The organism is Microbacterium yannicii PS01 (assembly GCF_000304335.1).
Lineage (GTDB): Bacteria > Actinomycetota > Actinomycetes > Actinomycetales > Microbacteriaceae > Microbacterium > Microbacterium yannicii_A.
Genome location: NZ_CAJF01000010.1, coordinates 1 through 15,656, shown reverse-complemented (window position 1 = coordinate 15,656; position 15,656 = coordinate 1). Strand labels below are relative to the sequence as shown.

Sequence of the window (15,656 nt, the reverse complement as noted above, 5' to 3'; positions counted from 1 at the left end):
GAGATCCTGTGAAATCGCGCCTCTTCGCGTCGCTCGCCATCGGAGCCGCGCTCGTCCTGACCACCACCGGCTGCAGCATGGTCTCGCCGCAGGCGACGACGCTGGAGTACTCGGCGGCGGAGGGGACGAATGTCTACGGCGCCGGCCCCGTCGCCGTGCGCAACGCGCAGATCGTCGCCACCGAGGACGGATCCGAAGGCAACTTCGTCGCCGCGCTGGTCAACGACACCGACGAATCGCAGACCCTCAACATCGAGTTCGGCGGTGAGGAGTCCGACATCACGCTGACGGTGCGCGTCCCCGCGAACACCACCCTGAGCCTGGGCGCGGACGGCGAGGACCCGATCCTCGTCGAGGATCTCGACACCCTGCCCGGCGCCGACATCGACGGCTACTTCCAATCGGGCGACGCCGAGGGCGTGCTCGTCTCGGTTCCGGTGCTCGACGGAACCCTCGACTACCTGGCGCCGCTGGCTCCCTGACCTCCGAAGCCGCGAACGGCGGTCGCGACGAAGGGCCGCCCTCCCAGGAGGGCGGCCCTTCGTCGCGTCCGGGGCATTCGTCGCCGCAAAGAGGTCAGCCTTCGAAGCGGTACCCCAGTCCGCGGACCGTGACCAGCATCTCGGGAGAGCTGGGGTTCGTCTCGATTCGGGAGCGGATGCGCTTGATGTGCACGTCGAGCGTCTTGGTGTCGCCGAAGTAGTCGCTCCCCCATACGCGGTCGATGAGCTGGCCGCGGGTGAGCACGCGGCCGGCATTGCGCATGAGCACCTCGAGGAGCTCGAATTCCTTCAGCGGCATGTTGATCTCGCCGCCGTCCACCGCGACCGTGTGGCGGTCGATGTCGAGCACCACGCGTCCGCCCTCCAGCACACGATCCTCGAGATCGGCGTCGACCTGGGAGAACCGCCGCAGGACCGCGCGCATCCGCGCGAGAAGCTCGCGAGCGGAGTACGGCTTGGTGACGTAGTCGTCGGCGCCGAGCTCGAGGCCCACCACGATGTCGACCTCGGAGTCCTTCGCCGTCAGCATGATGATCGGCACGGCCGAGGTGGTGCGGATCTGCCGGCACACCTCCGTCCCCGGCATCCCAGGGAGCATGAGGTCGAGCAGGACGATGTCGGCGCCGCGCTCGCGGAACGCGGTCAGGGCCGCCGGGCCGTCCTCGGCGATCTCGACATCGTGCCCCTCGCGCCGCAGCAGGTAGGCGAGCGGGTCGGCGAGATCGGGCTCGTCCTCGACGATCAGAACGCGGGTCATACGGGGTCTCCGTTCATACCGGCTGCGGGGTTGGTCGGCACGGGGCGCGGGCCGGCGCCGGCCACCGGCCGTTTCTTCTTGCGGGTGCGCTTGGGGATCGGCTCCGTCATTGATGGCGCCTCGATCTGCGGAAGCCGGATCGTGAACGTCGAACCGCGGCCGGGACGCGACCAGAGTCGCACGTCTCCGCCATGCCGCTGCACCGCATGCTTCACGATCGACAGCCCCAGACCGCTTCCTCCCGTGCGACGGGCGCGGGCCGGATCAGCCCGGTAGAAGCGCTCGAAGACGCGGTCCTGGTCGCCCTCGGCGATGCCGATGCCGCGATCGGTCACCGCGATCTCGACGATGTTGTCGGCGGCTCGCACCCCGATCCCCACGCTCGATCCACGCGGCGAGTAGGCGATGGCGTTGGCGATGAGGTTTCCGACCGCTTCGCTCAGCACCTGCGCGTCGCCACGGACGTAGATGCCGCGCGCGCCGCCGCGCACCACCTCGACACCGGCGCCGTCGGCCTGGATCGCGTGGGCGTCCAGCGCGGACGCGAGGACCTCGTCGATCGACACGTCGCGCTGCGTGAGCTCGTCGGAGGCCTGCAGGCGCGAAAGGTTCATGATGCGCGACGTGAGAAGGGCGAGACGGGATGCCTCGGCCGAGAGCCGGGCGGCGAAGATGCGCACCTGCGGCGGATCGTCGGCCGCCGACTCGATGGCTTCGGCAAGAAGGCTCACCGCACCCACGGGGGTCTTCAGCTCGTGGCTCGTGTTCGCGACGAAGTCGCGGCGCATCTCCTCGACGCGCTCGCGCTCGGTGATGTCGCGCAGCACGAGGAGGGTCAGCCTGGGCGAGATCCGGCTCGCGCGCACGACGACGACCCGGGGCTCCGCGGGCGGTGCGCCGCGGCGTAGCCGCAGGGTCTCGGTCGCCGTGGTCTCGGCGGTCCGTACGCGCCGGGCGAGCGTCCGGAGCTCGTCGGCGGGAAGGGTGCTGCCCTCGCTGAGATCGAAGGGGACGGCGGCCGCCGAGGCGGCGAGAACGGTCGACGACGCGTCGACGACGACGGCCGCGTCGTCCATGCCGTGCAGGACCTCGCGCACTCCGTCGGGGACATGCAGCGAGGTCTCGGCGCGTGCGCGATCGCGAGCCCGGAGCGAGGCGACGATGACCGCCGCGATCGAGCCGCCGATGACGATTCCCGCTGCGAGCGCGAGCAGCGCGAGCTGCGTCGTGTTCATGGGAACAGCGTACGGGCAGGCTGAAGGCCGGTCGGAACGTGCTCCCCGGACGGAGACCGCAAGCCCACTACTATTCACCACGGCGGCACCATTCGTTAACCTTCGCTGGCGACAATCGCCGAGGCGCGGGGCAGATGCGTGCCCGAATCAGGAAAGGTGAATCGGATGCGCGAAGTGTTCCACCAGTCGCTCGAGGACGTCCAGGGACGTCTCGTCGAGATCGCCGAGCTCGTGACGGTGGCGATCGACAAGGCGACGCGGGCCTTCGGCACGAGCGACGTGTCGCTCGCCGAGGAGGTCATCGAAGCCGACGCCGTCATCGACGAGAAGGCCGTCGCCCTCGACGAGCTGGCCATCGAGATCCTCGCCCGCCAGCAGCCGGTCGCCCGCGACCTGCGCATCGTGGTGAGCGCCCTGCGCATGAGCGCGTCGCTCGAGCGGATGGGCGACATCGCCGAGCACATCGCGCAGCTCACCCGCATGAGGTTCCCCGAGCGCGCGATCCCCAAGGGCCTGAAGTCGACCTTCCTCAAGATGGGCGAGCTCGACGTCGAGGTCTCGCGCCAGCTCGCCGAGCTGCTGCGCACCCAGGATCTCGCCGTGGCCGAGTCGATCCGCAACGCGGACGACCGGCTCGACGAGCTCCACCTTTCGGTGTTCGAGAAGGTCCTCAGCGACAGCTGGCAGGGCGAGGCCTCCGCTACGGTCGACGCAACACTTGCCAGCCGCTACCACGAGCGCTTCGCCGACCACGCCGTCTCTGTGGCGAAGAAGGTGGCCTACCTCTCGACGGGAGAGTGGACCGCCACGACCGACGCCATCGACGTCGTCTCGCCGGCTTAGCGAACTCGGGGCGCGGCTGCGCCGACGACAAGAGAGCGGATGCCCCCGGGGGGTAGGCATCCGCTCTCTTGTCGTTTCCTGGAGCTTGTCAGCCTTTGCCCTGATTGGCGACCGCAGCAGCCCCGGCGGCGGCGGCCTCCGGGTCGAGGTACTCGCCCGGCTGGACGGGCTTGAGGTCCTCGTCGAGGCGGTACACCAGCGGGATGCCGGTGGGGATGTTCAGCTCGGCGATGTCGGCGTCGCTGATGCCGTCGAGGTGCTTGACGAGGCCGCGCAGCGAGTTGCCGTGAGCGGTGACCAGCACCGTCTTGCCGGCGAGGAGATCGGGCACGATGTCGCTGTGCCAATAGGGCAGCATGCGATCGATCACGATCTTGAGCGACTCGGTGTCGGGCACCTCGCCGTCGATGCCGTCGTAGCGCGGGTCGCCGACCTGGCTGTACTGGTCGTCAGCGGGCAGCGCGGGGGGCGGCACATCGAACGACCGGCGCCACAGCATGAATTGCTCCTGCCCGAACTCCTCGAGCGTCTGCGCCTTGTCCTTGCCCTGCAGCGCACCGTAGTGACGCTCGTTGAGGCGCCACGAGCGCTTCACGGGGATCCAGAGGCGGTCAGCCGCGTCCAGGGCGATGTCGGCGGTCTGGATGGCTCTGCTGAGCACCGAGGTGTGCAGCACGTCGGGAAGGATGCCGGACTCGGCGAGCAGCTCGCCACCGCGCTGGGCCTCGGTCTTGCCCTGGTCGGTGAGGCGGACATCGACCCAGCCGGTGAACTGGTTGGTCTTGTTCCACTCGCTCTGGCCGTGTCGGAGGAGGATCAGCGTGTAGGGCGCGGTCATGCGCCCCATGATATCGGCGGGGCGCCTGCGGTCCCCGCCGCGTGACGGCCGGCCCGCCCGTGCACGGACGGACGCGCCCATCGTTTGGCACGATGGAGCGATGGGCTCGGCGCGCGCACCGGTGGTGGGGCAGATCACCCGGGGAACGACGGGCACCAACCGCCTGCGCCGGGTCGATCGCTGGATCGCGCGCCACTCTGCTCTCCGCCGCGCACCTGACCCCCTCGTGGTCGACCTCGGCTACGGAGCGAGCGGTGTCACGGCACTCGAGCTCCATGCGCGGCTGGCGCGGACGCGACCCGACGTCGAGGTGCTCGGCCTCGAGATCGACCCCGCGCGCGTCGCGCGGGCGGACGCGCAGCTCACGGCGGTGCGCGCGGGTGCGACATCCTTCGCCGCCGACGCGAAGGTGTCGTTCGCGCGCGGCGGATTCGAGGTTCCGGTGCCGGGTGGACGGCGCCCGGCGGTCGTCCGCGCCATGAACGTCCTGCGGCAGTACTCCGAGGATGATGTCGGCGGGGCCTGGCAGGCGATGGCATCGCGGCTCGCGCCGGGCGGCCTTCTCGTCGAGGGCACGTGCGACGAGCTGGGCCGGGTCGTCACCTGGGTCGCGGTCGGCGAGAACGCGGAGCCGCGCACACTCACGATCTCGCTTCGACTGGCGGGGATGGAGCGGCCATCCGTCGCCGCGGAGCGGCTGCCGAAGGCGCTCATCCACCGGAATGTTCCCGGTGAGCGCGTGCACGCGCTCCTGGCCGCGCTCGATCTGGAGTGGGAGCGCGCCGCCGCGGTGTCGCCCTTCGGCCCCGAGCACCGGTGGCGCACGACCCTGGAGGCGGTCGAGGCGTCCGGCTGGCCACTGCGCGAACGGGCGCGCTGGCGCCTGGGCGAGGTGACCGTGCCGTGGGACGCCGTCGCACCTCGACCGCAGGGTCACGGGCGCAGCTAGACGCGCGGCAGCACGGCGCGGGCGTCGGAGGAGGTCATCCCCGTCGCGGTGAGGAGGTCGACCGCAAGCGGACGCAGCGCGGTGATGAGGTTCTGCTCACTCACCGACCCGTCCGGCAGGATCGCCAGCGGGTCGAGCCGCGCGGCGACCGCGCGAACAGCCTCGCGCGCCGCGGGCTGCAGCGCGATGTCGTCGAGGCTCTCCTCGACGAGCGTCGCCGCTCGCATCAGCTCTGCGAGAAGCTCCGCGAGCACCGGCCTGCGGACCCCGTCGTCGGAGAGGTAGGCCGCCCGCCGGGCCACTACGCGGAGATTGCGCGTGGCGAAGTCCATCGCATCGAGCACCGCCCGGTGCCGCCGCAGCTCTGCCCGCTGCGGACGCAGCCACGGCGAGTACGCCGCGACCGCAAGGCTGGAGTCCAGCGAAGCGCGCCAGTTGTCGACGTGCGGCGCGATCGCGCGCGCCTTCTCCAGTCCCCGCGCGGCGCGCAGCGCGTCTCCGCGGCGCAGCCCCTGTGCGATCGTCCGCGCCGCATCGTCGGCGGCCGTGAACACGGCGCGCCCGTCGCGCACCTCCTCGCGCCGAGGATTGCGCGGGATCAGGGCGGTGACCACGAGCGCCGCGACGCCGCCCACGATCCCGTCGACGAGGCGCGCGAACGGCTCGGTCGTGGGGAGCGACATGACGATCACCGCCTGGATCGAAGCCATGATCGCGAACGGCGGGTACGGCGAGAGGAACCGGGCGACGAACAGGGTCGCACCGAGGGCCAGGGCGAGCTGCCACCATCCCGGTCCGACGACGAGCACGAAGCCCTCCGCGACCAGGATGCCCACCAGCATCCCGATCACAGTCTCGATCACCCGCCGGGGCCGGGCGTCGCGCACCAGTCCGAGACTCGAGATCGTGACGGTCGCGGCGAGCAGCGGCGCCCCATGCCCGAGGACGTAGTGCGCGAAGGCCCACGCGGCGGTGGCGGCGACGACGATCTGCACGATCGCGATCGCCGAGTCGCGTGCTCGCAGAAGCGGCGGCCGCAGGTCCAGGCGGGCGCGCCAGCCGGTGGGGATGGCCCGGGTCACCGGAGCGGAGTCGGCGTCACCGCTCACGGCGCGCCTACTGCGCCGCCGGGCGACGCGAGAGCCGCGTCAGGCGCGGCACATTCGCGGCCTTGCCGGCGTCGGGGGGCACGACGACCTCCTGCGTGGCGGCGATCGGACCATCGCCGGTGTCGACGGTCAGCGGCGCGTCGACCGGGACCGACCGGCGCACGATCGCCAGCGCGATCGGGCCCTCCTCGTAGTGCAGGGCGGCCGATGTCACCATGCCGACGTCGTCGCCGTCCGCCCGGACGGCCGCGCCGCGTGCGGGCAGCGTGCTGTCGCTTCCGTCGAGCTGCAGCGCAACGAGGCGACGGGGCGGATGGCCGAGGTTGTGCACCTTCGCCACCGTCTCCTGCCCCCGGTAGCAGCCCTTCTCGAGGTGCACCGCCGTGCGCAGCCAGTCGAGCTCGTGCGGCAGCGCCCGCTCGTCGACGTCGCTGGTCCAGCGAGGCCGCCAGGCCGCGATGCGCAGCGCATCGACGGCGGCGAGGCCTGCGAGGGCGATGTCGCCGGCGGCCGCGGCATCAGCGATCCTGCGCTCCTCGTCACGGGTGACGATCGCCTCGGCCCACTCACGCTCGAGCCCCGGATGCGGGTCGACGGCCGCGTAGGCGTACCCTCCGGGTGCGACGTCGGGCCAGGGGTCGGTCCAGACCAGCGGCACACCCGCGGGCGCGGCAGGGGTGAGGCGATCGAGAGCGGACGGCGCGCCGCCGATCACGGCGTACTCGTCGTCGGCGGAGCGCGGCTCGACACGAAGCCGGAACCGCATCTTGCGCAGCCAGCCGAGCAGTCCCTCGGCGTCGGCGCGGTCGGCGATGAGCCAGGCGGTCTCGCCGTCGTCCACGACGGCTGCCGCGTGCTCGACGTGTCCCTGCGGATCGAGCACGAGCATCTCGGTGCTCACGCCGGGCGTCAGCCGGGTGAGCGCCTGCGACGACAGCGAGTCCAGCCAGGACAGCCGGTCCTCTCCCGCGACCGCGATGATCGCGCGATCGCCGAGTGGCGCGATCGCCTCACCGGCACTCAGCCGGCGCTGCTCCACCAGCGGGCTGCCGAGGTGCTGCAGGCCCCCCTCGTCGAGGACGGCGCCCGGAAGCCCGGTGAAGGGCGGAGCGGCAGAACCGACATCCATCACTCGGCCCGCGCGAGGCGCGCCGACGCGTGCGCTCCCAGTTCGTGACCGAGGGCAGCGATGTCCCAGGCCCACAGCAGGTGGTTCTCGACCAGGCCGTACATCCGGGTCGCCGCCGCATAGGTCTTCGCGCCGGCGGTGCGCACGACCGCGTCGGTGGCGATGTCAATGCGCGGCCCACGGATCTGCCCGAGGTACAGCTCGCTGACCCCGTCGGAGTGCACGATCACGGCTTCGATGTCGAACCCGCCCTCGGGGTTGCGCTGACGCTCGACGTCGTCCGCGGTACGGGCGGCCGCCGGCGCCGACGGCGGAAGGAGCCCCGGTCCGGGATCGGCATCGGTCGCAGAGCGCGAAAGCCGCCAGTAGCCCATCTCGGCGACCAGGCGGATGCGCTCGGAGGAGTCCCCGGTACCGTGCAGCCAAGCCTCGGCCGAGTAGTTGAGGTAATCGCCGCCGTCGTGGCTGAAGCTCACCCGATGAGTGAACTCACCGGTGTACGCGTGGTCGCCGTAGTCGATGACGCCGGTGCCCTCCCATACGCCGAGAAGCCACGACAGCGGCACGAGGTCGGCGGGCAGGTCGGTCGGCAGCTCGATCACGAGACGACCCGTCAGCGCTGGCCGCGGTACAGGTTCTTCACGACGACCGCGGAGACGAAGACGATCGCGAGCGAAGCGAGGCCCAGCAGGCCCACGTAGAAGAGTTCGAGCGCCACGAGATCCATGAGAGGAAGTCTAGCCGGGAACGATGGAGGCCAGACCGAAACCCAGGCTGATGATGCCCATCACCACCGCGGCACCCAGGACGCTGGCCGCGACGCGCTCGGTGAACCCCTGCGACCTCCCCGACCAGAGCTGGATCGCGAACGCCGCGATGAGGCATCCGCCGAGCCCGACACCCAGCCACGCACCCCGCCACTCGGCGCTCGCGAAGATCCCGACGACGACGCCGATGAGCGCTGCGATCACCCACACGGCGATGACGCCGCCGATGGTGCGACGAGGAGCGAGTTCGGGCACGGCCACTCCCCCATCCTCTCGCAATGCCGCCCCCGATGCACGGACCGCCGTCTCGTGGGGCGTCCGGGGCACGGAACGCCGGGCGCGCACGCCCTACACTGGGGTCACGACGCGCACCCTCACGCGCGGGAAGGCGATGCATTGGCACAGCTCCTGGTACTGAGCTCGACGCAGGGCGGAGGCCCCGTCGTGCCCTCGCTCGAGTTGCTGAGTCATCGCGTGCGCCAGATCCCGGCCGAGCCGGCGCAGCTGGTGAACGCCCCGAGCGCCGACGTCATCTTCGTCGATGCGCGCGTGGACCTCGTCGGCGCCAAGTCGCTGTGCAAGATCCTCAACACCACCGGACTGGACGCACCCCTGGTGCTCGTGGTCACCGAGGGCGGCCTCACCGCGGTGTCGACGGACTGGGGCGTCGACGACGTCATTCTCGTGACCGCCGGCCCCGCCGAGGTGGACGCGCGCATCCGCCTCGCCATCGGGCGTCAGACGGCCGAGCAGGTCTCGACCCGCATCCAGACCTCCGGCATCACGATCGACGAATCGTCCTACTCGGCGAAGGTGCACGGCAAGCCGCTCGACCTCACCTACAAGGAGTTCCAGCTCCTGCACTTCTTCGCGACGCACCCGTCGCGCGTCTTCACCCGCGAGCAGCTGCTCAGCGAGGTGTGGGGCTACGACTACTTCGGCGGCACCCGCACCGTCGACGTCCACGTGCGGCGCCTGCGCGCCAAGCTCGGCGACCTCGAGCAGCTCATCGGCACCGTCCGCAACGTGGGCTACCGGTTCAACGTCTACGAAGACGATCAGGTGCCCGCCCCGCGCGACCGCAGCCAGGCCTGAGCTCCCTCGTTCACACTCTCGTCACGTGACCCTGCAATGATGAGGGGATGATCGAACCCGAGGTGCTCGACGCCGGTCTGGGCGACGCCGATGACGACGACTTCGATGTGACGGAGGCGTTCGACTCGCAGCTGCCCGACCACCGCTATCTCGACCGCGAGGTCAGTTGGCTCTCGTTCAACCAGCGAGTGCTCGAGCTCGCCGAGGACCCGAACCTGCCGGTCCTGGAGCGGGCCAACTTCCTTGCGATCTTCGCCAGCAACCTCGACGAGTTCTTCATGGTGCGGGTGGCGGGCCTCAAGCGCCGCATCGTCACCGGGCTCGCCGTTCCGACGAACGTGGGCCGTACCCCGGGCGACGTCCTCGGCGACATCTCGGCCGAAGCCCACCGGCTGCAGGTGCGCCACGCGGCGGCCTGGACCACCATGGTCAAGCCGGCGATGGCCGACGCCGGCATCCGCATCGTCTCGTACGACGCGCTGGACGGCGACGAGCGCACCGACCTCTACGAGTACTTCCAGAAGCAGGTGTTCCCGGTCCTGATGCCGCTCGCGGTCGACCCGGCCCACCCGTTCCCCTATATCTCGGGCCTTTCGCTGAACCTCGCCATCCGCATCCGCAATGCGCGCACCGGCCGCCAGGAGTTCGCGCGCCTGAAGGTGCCGCCGATGCTGCCGCGGTTCGTGGAGCTGCCGCCCGTCGACGGCGTGGTGCGCTACCTCCCGCTCGAGGACCTGATCTCGAACCACCTCGACGACCTCTTCCCGGGCATGGAGGTCCTCGACCACCATGCGTTCCGCCTGACGCGCAACGAGGACGTCGTGATCGAGGAGGACGAGACCGAGAACCTCATCCAGGCCCTCGAAGCCGAGCTGCTTCGCCGCCGCTTCGGCCCGCCGATCCGCCTCGAGATCACCGACGACATGGACGACGTGACGCTCGACCTCCTGCTCAAGGAGCTCGACATCACTCAGCAGGAGGTCTACCGGCTCCCCGGGCCGCTCGACCTGCGGGGTCTCTTCGACCTCGCCCGCATCAACCGTCCGGATCTGAAGTACAAGCCGCACGTGCCGACCACGGCGCTCGCCTTCCAGCCCGGCGACAACAACGAGCGCGCCGACATCTTCGCCTCGATCCGCAAGGGCGACGTGCTGGTCCACCACCCGTACGAGTCTTTCGCCACGAGCGTGCAGGCGTTCCTCGAGCAGGCTGCGAAGGATCCGCACGTGCTCGCCATCAAGCAGACGCTGTACCGCACGTCGGGCGACAGCCCGATCGTAGAGGCGCTCATCGACGCCGCCGAGGCCGGCAAGCAGGTGCTGGCCCTGGTCGAGATCAAGGCACGCTTCGACGAGGCGAACAACATCGTCTGGGCGCGCAAGCTCGAGAAGGCCGGCGTCCACGTCGTCTATGGCCTCGTCGGCCTCAAGACCCACTGCAAGCTCGCACTCGTCATCCGCGAGGAAGGCGGCGTGCTGCGCAGCTACAGCCATATCGGCACCGGCAACTACAACCCCAAGACCAGCCGCATCTACGAGGACTTCGGGCTGTTCACCGCCGACGACCTCGTCGGACGCGACCTGACGCGCCTGTTCAACGAGCTCAGCGGCTACGCCATCGAGAAGAAGTTCAAGCGGCTCCTCGTCGCCCCGCTGCACCTGCGCAAGGGACTTCTCCGCCTCATCGAGAAAGAGCGCCGCAATGCGCTCGCGGGCAAGACCGCACGGGTGCGCATCAAGGTCAACTCGATGGTCGACGAGCAGATCATCGACGCGCTGTACCGGGCCAGCCAGGCCGGCGTGAAGGTCGAGGTGTGGGTGCGCGGGATCTGCTCGCTCAAGCCGGGGGTGCCCGGACTGAGCGAGAACATCACCGTCCGCAGCATCCTGGGCCGCTATCTGGAGCATTCGCGGATCTTCGCGTTCCACAGCGACGGCGACCCACAGATCTACATCGGCAGCGCGGACATGATGCACCGCAACCTCGACCGCCGAGTCGAAGCGCTGGTGCGCGTGGTCTCGCCGCCGCACCTGAAGGAGCTCGACGACCTCTTCACGCTCGCGATGAGCGACACGACCAGCTCGTGGCACCTCGGACCCGAGGGCGAGTGGGTGCGTCACAACGTCGGCGAGGACGGGAAGCTCCTCGTCGACCTGCAGGATCGCACCATGACGAACGTCCAGAGGCGGCGTCGCGCCCGGGCGGTGCGATGACCGAGACCGCGGTCTACGCGGCGGGAGGGGTTGTCTGGCGTCTCGTCGACGGCAAGCTCCGCGTGCTCCTGATCCACCGCACCAAGTACCGCGACGTGACGCTGCCCAAGGGCAAGGTCGATCCCGGCGAGATGCTCGCCGAGACCGCGGCGCGCGAGATCCACGAAGAGACCGGCATCCGTGTCGTGCTCGGCATCCCGGTCGGCGTCTCGCGCTACCGCCTGCCGAGCAAGCGCACGAAGATCGTGCACTACTGGGCCGCCGAGGCGACCGACGACGCCATCCGCGCCTCGACGTTCCTGCCGAACAGAGAGATCGCCGCGCTGGAGTGGATGACGCCCAAGAAGGCGCTCGCCCGGCTCAGCTACCCCGTGGACGTGGAGATCCTCGAGAACTTCGTCCGGATCGTCGAGGAGGGGGTGCTCAGCACCTTCCCGCTCATCGTGCTGCGGCACGGCAAGGCGCTGGGCAGGGAGGAGTGGGACGGAGAGGATGCCGACAGGCCCCTCGCCCCGCGGGGCAGGAAGCAGTCGCAATCGATCGTCGGCCCGCTCCTGGCCTTCGGCGCGCGCAAGCTGATCTCGAGCCCGGCGGTCAGGTGCGTGAAGACGCTGGAGCCGCTGTCGGCCAACCTCGGACGCAAGATCCACACCACGAAGCGGATCAGTCAGGACGCCTGGGAGACCGGCACCTCGGACGCCCGCGCCGTGGTCGGTGAGCGCGTGCGCGCCCGCAAGGCCGCCGTGCTGTGCAGCCATGGCCCGGTGCTCCCCGAGATCCTCACCGAGATCGCGCTGGCGACCGGCACGCTGCGCGGCTCCTACCTCGGCAGCGCGTCGGCTCTGGATCCGGCGGCGTTCTCGGTCGTGCACCTCTCGGTCGACAATCCCGGCTCCGGCATCGTGGCCATCGAGACGCATCAACCCAAGGTCTGAGCTGGACCACTCGAATCCGCCCCCGGGCGTACATATCGCGTGGCGACGCATACCGCCGGACATTCCGCGACGCCACGTCGCGTGGGCGCTGCTGTACGAGATGCTTCCCTCCGGTGCACGACTGGACAACCCGTGCGTGCGATGCGGCGGCCGGCACGGCGCGATCATCGTCGAGAACGCGCCCTTCGTGGCGAGCGTGTCGTACGCCGGCGACCTCGCGGTCGTCGCGGTATCGCCTCGCACCGAGGAGATCAGCGCGATCGGTGTGGACGCCGAGCCCGACGTCGATCGGCGTCGCGACGCGGCAGGGCTGCGCGGCGTGCTCGGCGGCGACGGCGATGCGACGGTACGCGAATGGACGCGCGTCGAAGCAGCGCTCAAGGCCGACGGGCGCGGGCTGCGCGTCGATCCGGCGCGGGTGCAGGTCCAGGACGGGTCCCGAGGGTGGACGGCTCGCGTGCCCGGGGGCGGAGAGATCGACGGATGGGATGCCGCGGCACCCGCGGGCGTGACGATCAGTGTCGCGGTGCGTCGAGGCGGCGTTTCCGGCGTCAGCCCCTGACCGAGTCTCCGGGCCCCGCCGGAGGCAGCGACGGGAGCGCGGGCTGATCCAGCCAGGCGTCGAGGAGCGCCGCATGGGTCTCGCCCGTCACCAGCTCGACGCACGCACGGAAGTCCTCGGTCGAGACCACTGAGTGGCGATGGATGCGCGCCCAGCGACGCACAAGCTCACCGAACGTGTCGCCTCCGAGAGTGCGCCGCAGCGCCTCGAGCAGGAGCGCTCCGCGTTTGTAGACACGGTCGTCGAACATCATGGCCGAGCCCGGATCCGAGAGCACGAGGTCTTGCGGCAGCCCGCTCAGCCGGGAGTGGTGCAGAGCCGCGAGCTGGGCGATCGTCGGTCCTCCCGACGCCTCCGACCAGACCCATTCTGCGAAGCACGCGAAACCTTCATTGAGCCAGATGTCGCGCCACACGCCCACGCCGACGCTGTTGCCGAACCACTGATGAGCCAGTTCGTGCGGGATCAGCCGGGCCGACTCGTCGTCGAGGTGATTCGCGCCGAACACCATGAGGCCCTGGGCCTCGAGCGGGATCTCGAGCGCATCGGCCGTCACCACGAATGTGCACTCCTCCTGGGGGTAGGGACCGAACGCCGCCTCGAAGCACGCCCGCATGCGGGGCACGTCCGAGAACGCGCGCTTGACCTCGGCTCTCAGCGTGGCGGGCTGCATGAATCGGGCGGCGCCGATCCGCTGCTCGCGATACCGGCCGATATGGACCGCGGCGAGATACGTCGCGGTGGGCACCTCCGAAACGAACTCCCAGCGCAGGCGCCCGCCGACGGTGACCGGAGGTCTCGGCACCCCGGTGGCGGCGACGGTGTAGTCCGACTCGGTCGTCACGGCGATGCGATACCGCGCCCGGTCGTCGGGGCGGTCGTTGCACGGGAACCACGTCGGAGCCCCGGTGGGCTGCGCCGCGACGAGCGAGCCGTCCTCGAGCTCTTCCCAGCCGATGGTCCCCCACTGCGATCGGCGCGGTGCCGGCGCACCGGCATAGGCGACCTCGATCGAGAACTCCTCGCCCGCGTCGACCGGCTGCGGAAGCGTGACCCGGAGCGTGCGAGGACCCTGGCGGAAGGTCGTCCGCGGGTTTCCGTCGACGCGGACGCGGGTCGCCCGCAGAGCGATCAGGTCGAGTGCGACCGTCCGGACCCGCTCGGCTGCGACGGCGTTGATCACGGCCCTGCCGTCCAGCCGGTTGGTGCGAACGCGGTAGTCGAGGTCGAGGTCGTACGAGAGGACATCGAAGGTGGGGTCGCCGCTCTGCGGGGCGTACGGATCGTGGCCGCTCACGATGTCGACTGATAGGCGCGCACCTTGACGACGCGCCACGGTCCGATCGGGTTGCCACTCCATCGCGAGCCGACCGGAACGCTCTCCCCACGCATGACGAGTGAGGCGGGACCGACCGTCGCGTGCGCGCCGATGCTCGCCGCGGGCAGGATCACACTGTGCGGACCGAGCGTCGCACCGGCCTCGAGTTCGACGGTGTCCATGCTCATGATTCGATCATGGAACAGGTGCGTCTGCACGACGCATCCCCGGTTGACCGTCGATCCGTCGCCGAGGGTCACCAGGTCGGGCTCGGGCAGCCAATAGCTCTCGCACCAGACGCCGCGCCCGATTCGAGAGCCGAGCGAGCGGAGCCAGACCGCGAGCGCCGGCGTGCCCGCTGCTGCGCGAGCGAACCAGGGTGCCGCCACCATCTCGGTGAACGTGTCCGACACCTCGGTGCGCCACACGAAGCTCGACCACAGCGGCTGCTCGCCGGCGCGGATGGGGCCGACGATCAGCCATTTCGCCGCCGTCGAGATGCTCGCGCCCACGGCGCCGGCCACGAGCAGCACGACGCCCGACAGGAGCAGGGCGACGACGACTCCGGCCGTCTGCACGAGCGCCGCGAGCGCGAACAGCACCAGCAGGCCGATCCCGCACGTGATGAAGACGGGGACGATGCGGCAGATCTCCCACAGCGCCCGCGCGACGCGCAGGCGCATCGGCGGTGCATAGGTGCGGGTCTGATCGCCGCCGTTCGATTGACGCCGCAGCCGCACGGCGGGCGAGCCCAGCCATGACGAGCCGGGCTTGGCCTTGACCGGCGCCGCGGAGAGCACTGCGACCAGCCCGTCGCGCGGCACCTTGTGCCCGGGAGGGGCCATGCCGGAGTTGCCGAGGAAGGCCCGCTTGCCGATCCGCACCTCTCCGATGCGCAGCCAGCCGCCGCGAAGCTCGTATGAGGCCACCATGGTGTCGTCGGCGAGGAAGGCGCCGTCCTCGATGTGGGTCATCGACGGGATGAGCAGGACGGTGGATGCCTCGACATCCGTGCCGACGCGGGCTCCGAGCAGACGCAGCCAGACCGGCGTGAAGAGGCTCGAGTAGAGCGGGAACAGCACGGTCCGCGCCGAGTCGAGCAGGCGCTCGATGGTCCAGGCCTGCCATCCGACTCGGCTGCGCACAGGGTGCGTTCCCGCGGGCAGCCGCAGCGAGAGCAGCCTCACCAGGATCACCACCGCACCGGCGAAGACGAGGCCGACCGTGAGGGTCGCCGGGATCAGCCACGCGAGCGCGGCCGCCAGAGCGGCGCCGAGATCGGCCGCTCCCCGCATCCCCTGAGCCAGCACGACGCCGCCGGCCGCGAACGCCGCCGTCGGCAGCAGCGCGAGCCCCGCGGCCGACGCGCCGTAGGCCCAGAGCCAGGCCGGCCCCGCGGGCGG

Annotated in this window: 16 protein-coding genes; 7 read left to right on the top strand and 9 right to left on the bottom strand. The window is 70.5% G+C overall.

The features are described 5' to 3' along the window. The first annotated feature begins 8 nt into the window (after nt 1-8). The gene (locus WYM_RS07460) at nt 9-482 is read left to right on the top strand and encodes a hypothetical protein (protein ID WP_019180208.1); all 474 of its coding nucleotides are present in this window, start codon (nt 9-11) and stop codon (nt 480-482) included. Between the two features lie 94 nt (nt 483-576). On the opposite strand, the gene WYM_RS07455 is transcribed toward WYM_RS07460, so the two are convergent. Together WYM_RS07455 and WYM_RS07450 are read right to left on the bottom strand one after the other, a co-directional pair. After that, the gene (locus WYM_RS07455; protein ID WP_019180207.1) at nt 577-1,260 is read right to left on the bottom strand and encodes a response regulator transcription factor; all 684 of its coding nucleotides are present in this window, start codon (nt 1,258-1,260) and stop codon (nt 577-579) included. Next, nucleotides 1,257-2,495, bottom strand: a complete 1,239-nt coding sequence (locus WYM_RS07450; protein WP_019180206.1) for a sensor histidine kinase — start codon at nt 2,493-2,495, stop codon at nt 1,257-1,259. The genes WYM_RS07455 and WYM_RS07450 overlap by 4 nt, the downstream gene beginning before the upstream one ends. Nucleotides 2,496-2,660: 165 nt before the next feature. Between WYM_RS07450 and phoU the strand changes: the two genes are divergently transcribed. Beyond that, nucleotides 2,661-3,338 (top strand): phosphate signaling complex protein PhoU, encoded by a 678-nt coding sequence (gene phoU, locus WYM_RS07445; protein ID WP_019180205.1) that lies wholly within the window; start codon nt 2,661-2,663, stop codon nt 3,336-3,338. An 88-nt stretch (nt 3,339-3,426) separates the two neighbouring features. Here phoU and WYM_RS07440 read toward each other — a convergent pair whose 3' ends face one another. Beyond that, entirely contained in the window at nt 3,427-4,176 is a 750-nt protein-coding gene (locus tag WYM_RS07440) for a phosphoglyceromutase (protein ID WP_019180204.1), read from the bottom strand. Between the two features lie 100 nt (nt 4,177-4,276). Here WYM_RS07440 and WYM_RS07435 point away from each other — a divergent pair, with 100 nt between their 5' ends. Further along, entirely contained in the window at nt 4,277-5,125 is an 849-nt protein-coding gene (locus WYM_RS07435; protein WP_019180203.1) for a class I SAM-dependent methyltransferase, read from the top strand. On the opposite strand, the gene WYM_RS07430 is transcribed toward WYM_RS07435, so the two are convergent. The 4 genes from WYM_RS07430 to WYM_RS07410 all read right to left on the bottom strand — a co-directional run bounded on the left by WYM_RS07430 (nt 5,122) and on the right by WYM_RS07410 (nt 8,391). Beyond that, nucleotides 5,122-6,234, bottom strand: coding sequence for an FUSC family protein (locus WYM_RS07430; RefSeq protein WP_019180202.1), 1,113 nt, complete (start codon nt 6,232-6,234; stop codon nt 5,122-5,124). The two genes, WYM_RS07435 and WYM_RS07430, sit on opposite strands and share 4 nt — an antisense overlap. 7 nt (nt 6,235-6,241) lie before the next feature. Next, nucleotides 6,242-7,363, bottom strand: coding sequence for a YgfZ/GcvT domain-containing protein (locus tag WYM_RS07425; RefSeq protein ID WP_019180201.1), 1,122 nt, complete (start codon nt 7,361-7,363; stop codon nt 6,242-6,244). Next, the gene (locus tag WYM_RS07420) at nt 7,363-7,965 is read right to left on the bottom strand and encodes an FABP family protein (protein ID WP_019180200.1); all 603 of its coding nucleotides are present in this window, start codon (nt 7,963-7,965) and stop codon (nt 7,363-7,365) included. The genes WYM_RS07425 and WYM_RS07420 overlap by 1 nt, the downstream gene beginning before the upstream one ends. Before the next feature lie 135 nt (nt 7,966-8,100). Next, on the bottom strand, nt 8,101-8,391 hold the full coding sequence (locus WYM_RS07410; protein ID WP_019180198.1) for a hypothetical protein: 291 nt from the start codon (nt 8,389-8,391) through the stop codon (nt 8,101-8,103). Between the two features lie 135 nt (nt 8,392-8,526). Between WYM_RS07410 and WYM_RS07405 the strand changes: the two genes are divergently transcribed. The 4 genes from WYM_RS07405 (at nt 8,527) to WYM_RS07390 (ending at nt 12,935) form a co-directional block, all read left to right on the top strand. Next, nucleotides 8,527-9,225, top strand: a complete 699-nt coding sequence (locus WYM_RS07405; protein WP_019180197.1) for a response regulator transcription factor — start codon at nt 8,527-8,529, stop codon at nt 9,223-9,225. Between the two features lie 47 nt (nt 9,226-9,272). Then, nucleotides 9,273-11,438, top strand: coding sequence for an RNA degradosome polyphosphate kinase (locus WYM_RS07400; protein WP_019180196.1), 2,166 nt, complete (start codon nt 9,273-9,275; stop codon nt 11,436-11,438). After that, entirely contained in the window at nt 11,435-12,373 is a 939-nt protein-coding gene (locus tag WYM_RS07395) for an NUDIX hydrolase (RefSeq protein WP_019180195.1), read from the top strand. The genes WYM_RS07400 and WYM_RS07395 overlap by 4 nt, the downstream gene beginning before the upstream one ends. A gap of 100 nt (nt 12,374-12,473) precedes the next feature. Then, the gene (locus WYM_RS07390; protein ID WP_019180194.1) at nt 12,474-12,935 is read left to right on the top strand and encodes a hypothetical protein; all 462 of its coding nucleotides are present in this window, start codon (nt 12,474-12,476) and stop codon (nt 12,933-12,935) included. Here WYM_RS07390 and WYM_RS07385 read toward each other — a convergent pair. Beyond that, entirely contained in the window at nt 12,925-14,232 is a 1,308-nt protein-coding gene (locus WYM_RS07385; protein WP_019180193.1) for a M1 family metallopeptidase, read from the bottom strand. The two genes, WYM_RS07390 and WYM_RS07385, sit on opposite strands and share 11 nt — an antisense overlap. After that, nucleotides 14,229-15,656, bottom strand: a 1,428-nt coding sequence (locus tag WYM_RS07380) for a Pls/PosA family non-ribosomal peptide synthetase (protein ID WP_019180192.1), incomplete at its 5' end; no start/stop codon positions are given. The genes WYM_RS07380 and WYM_RS07385, both read right to left, overlap by 4 nt.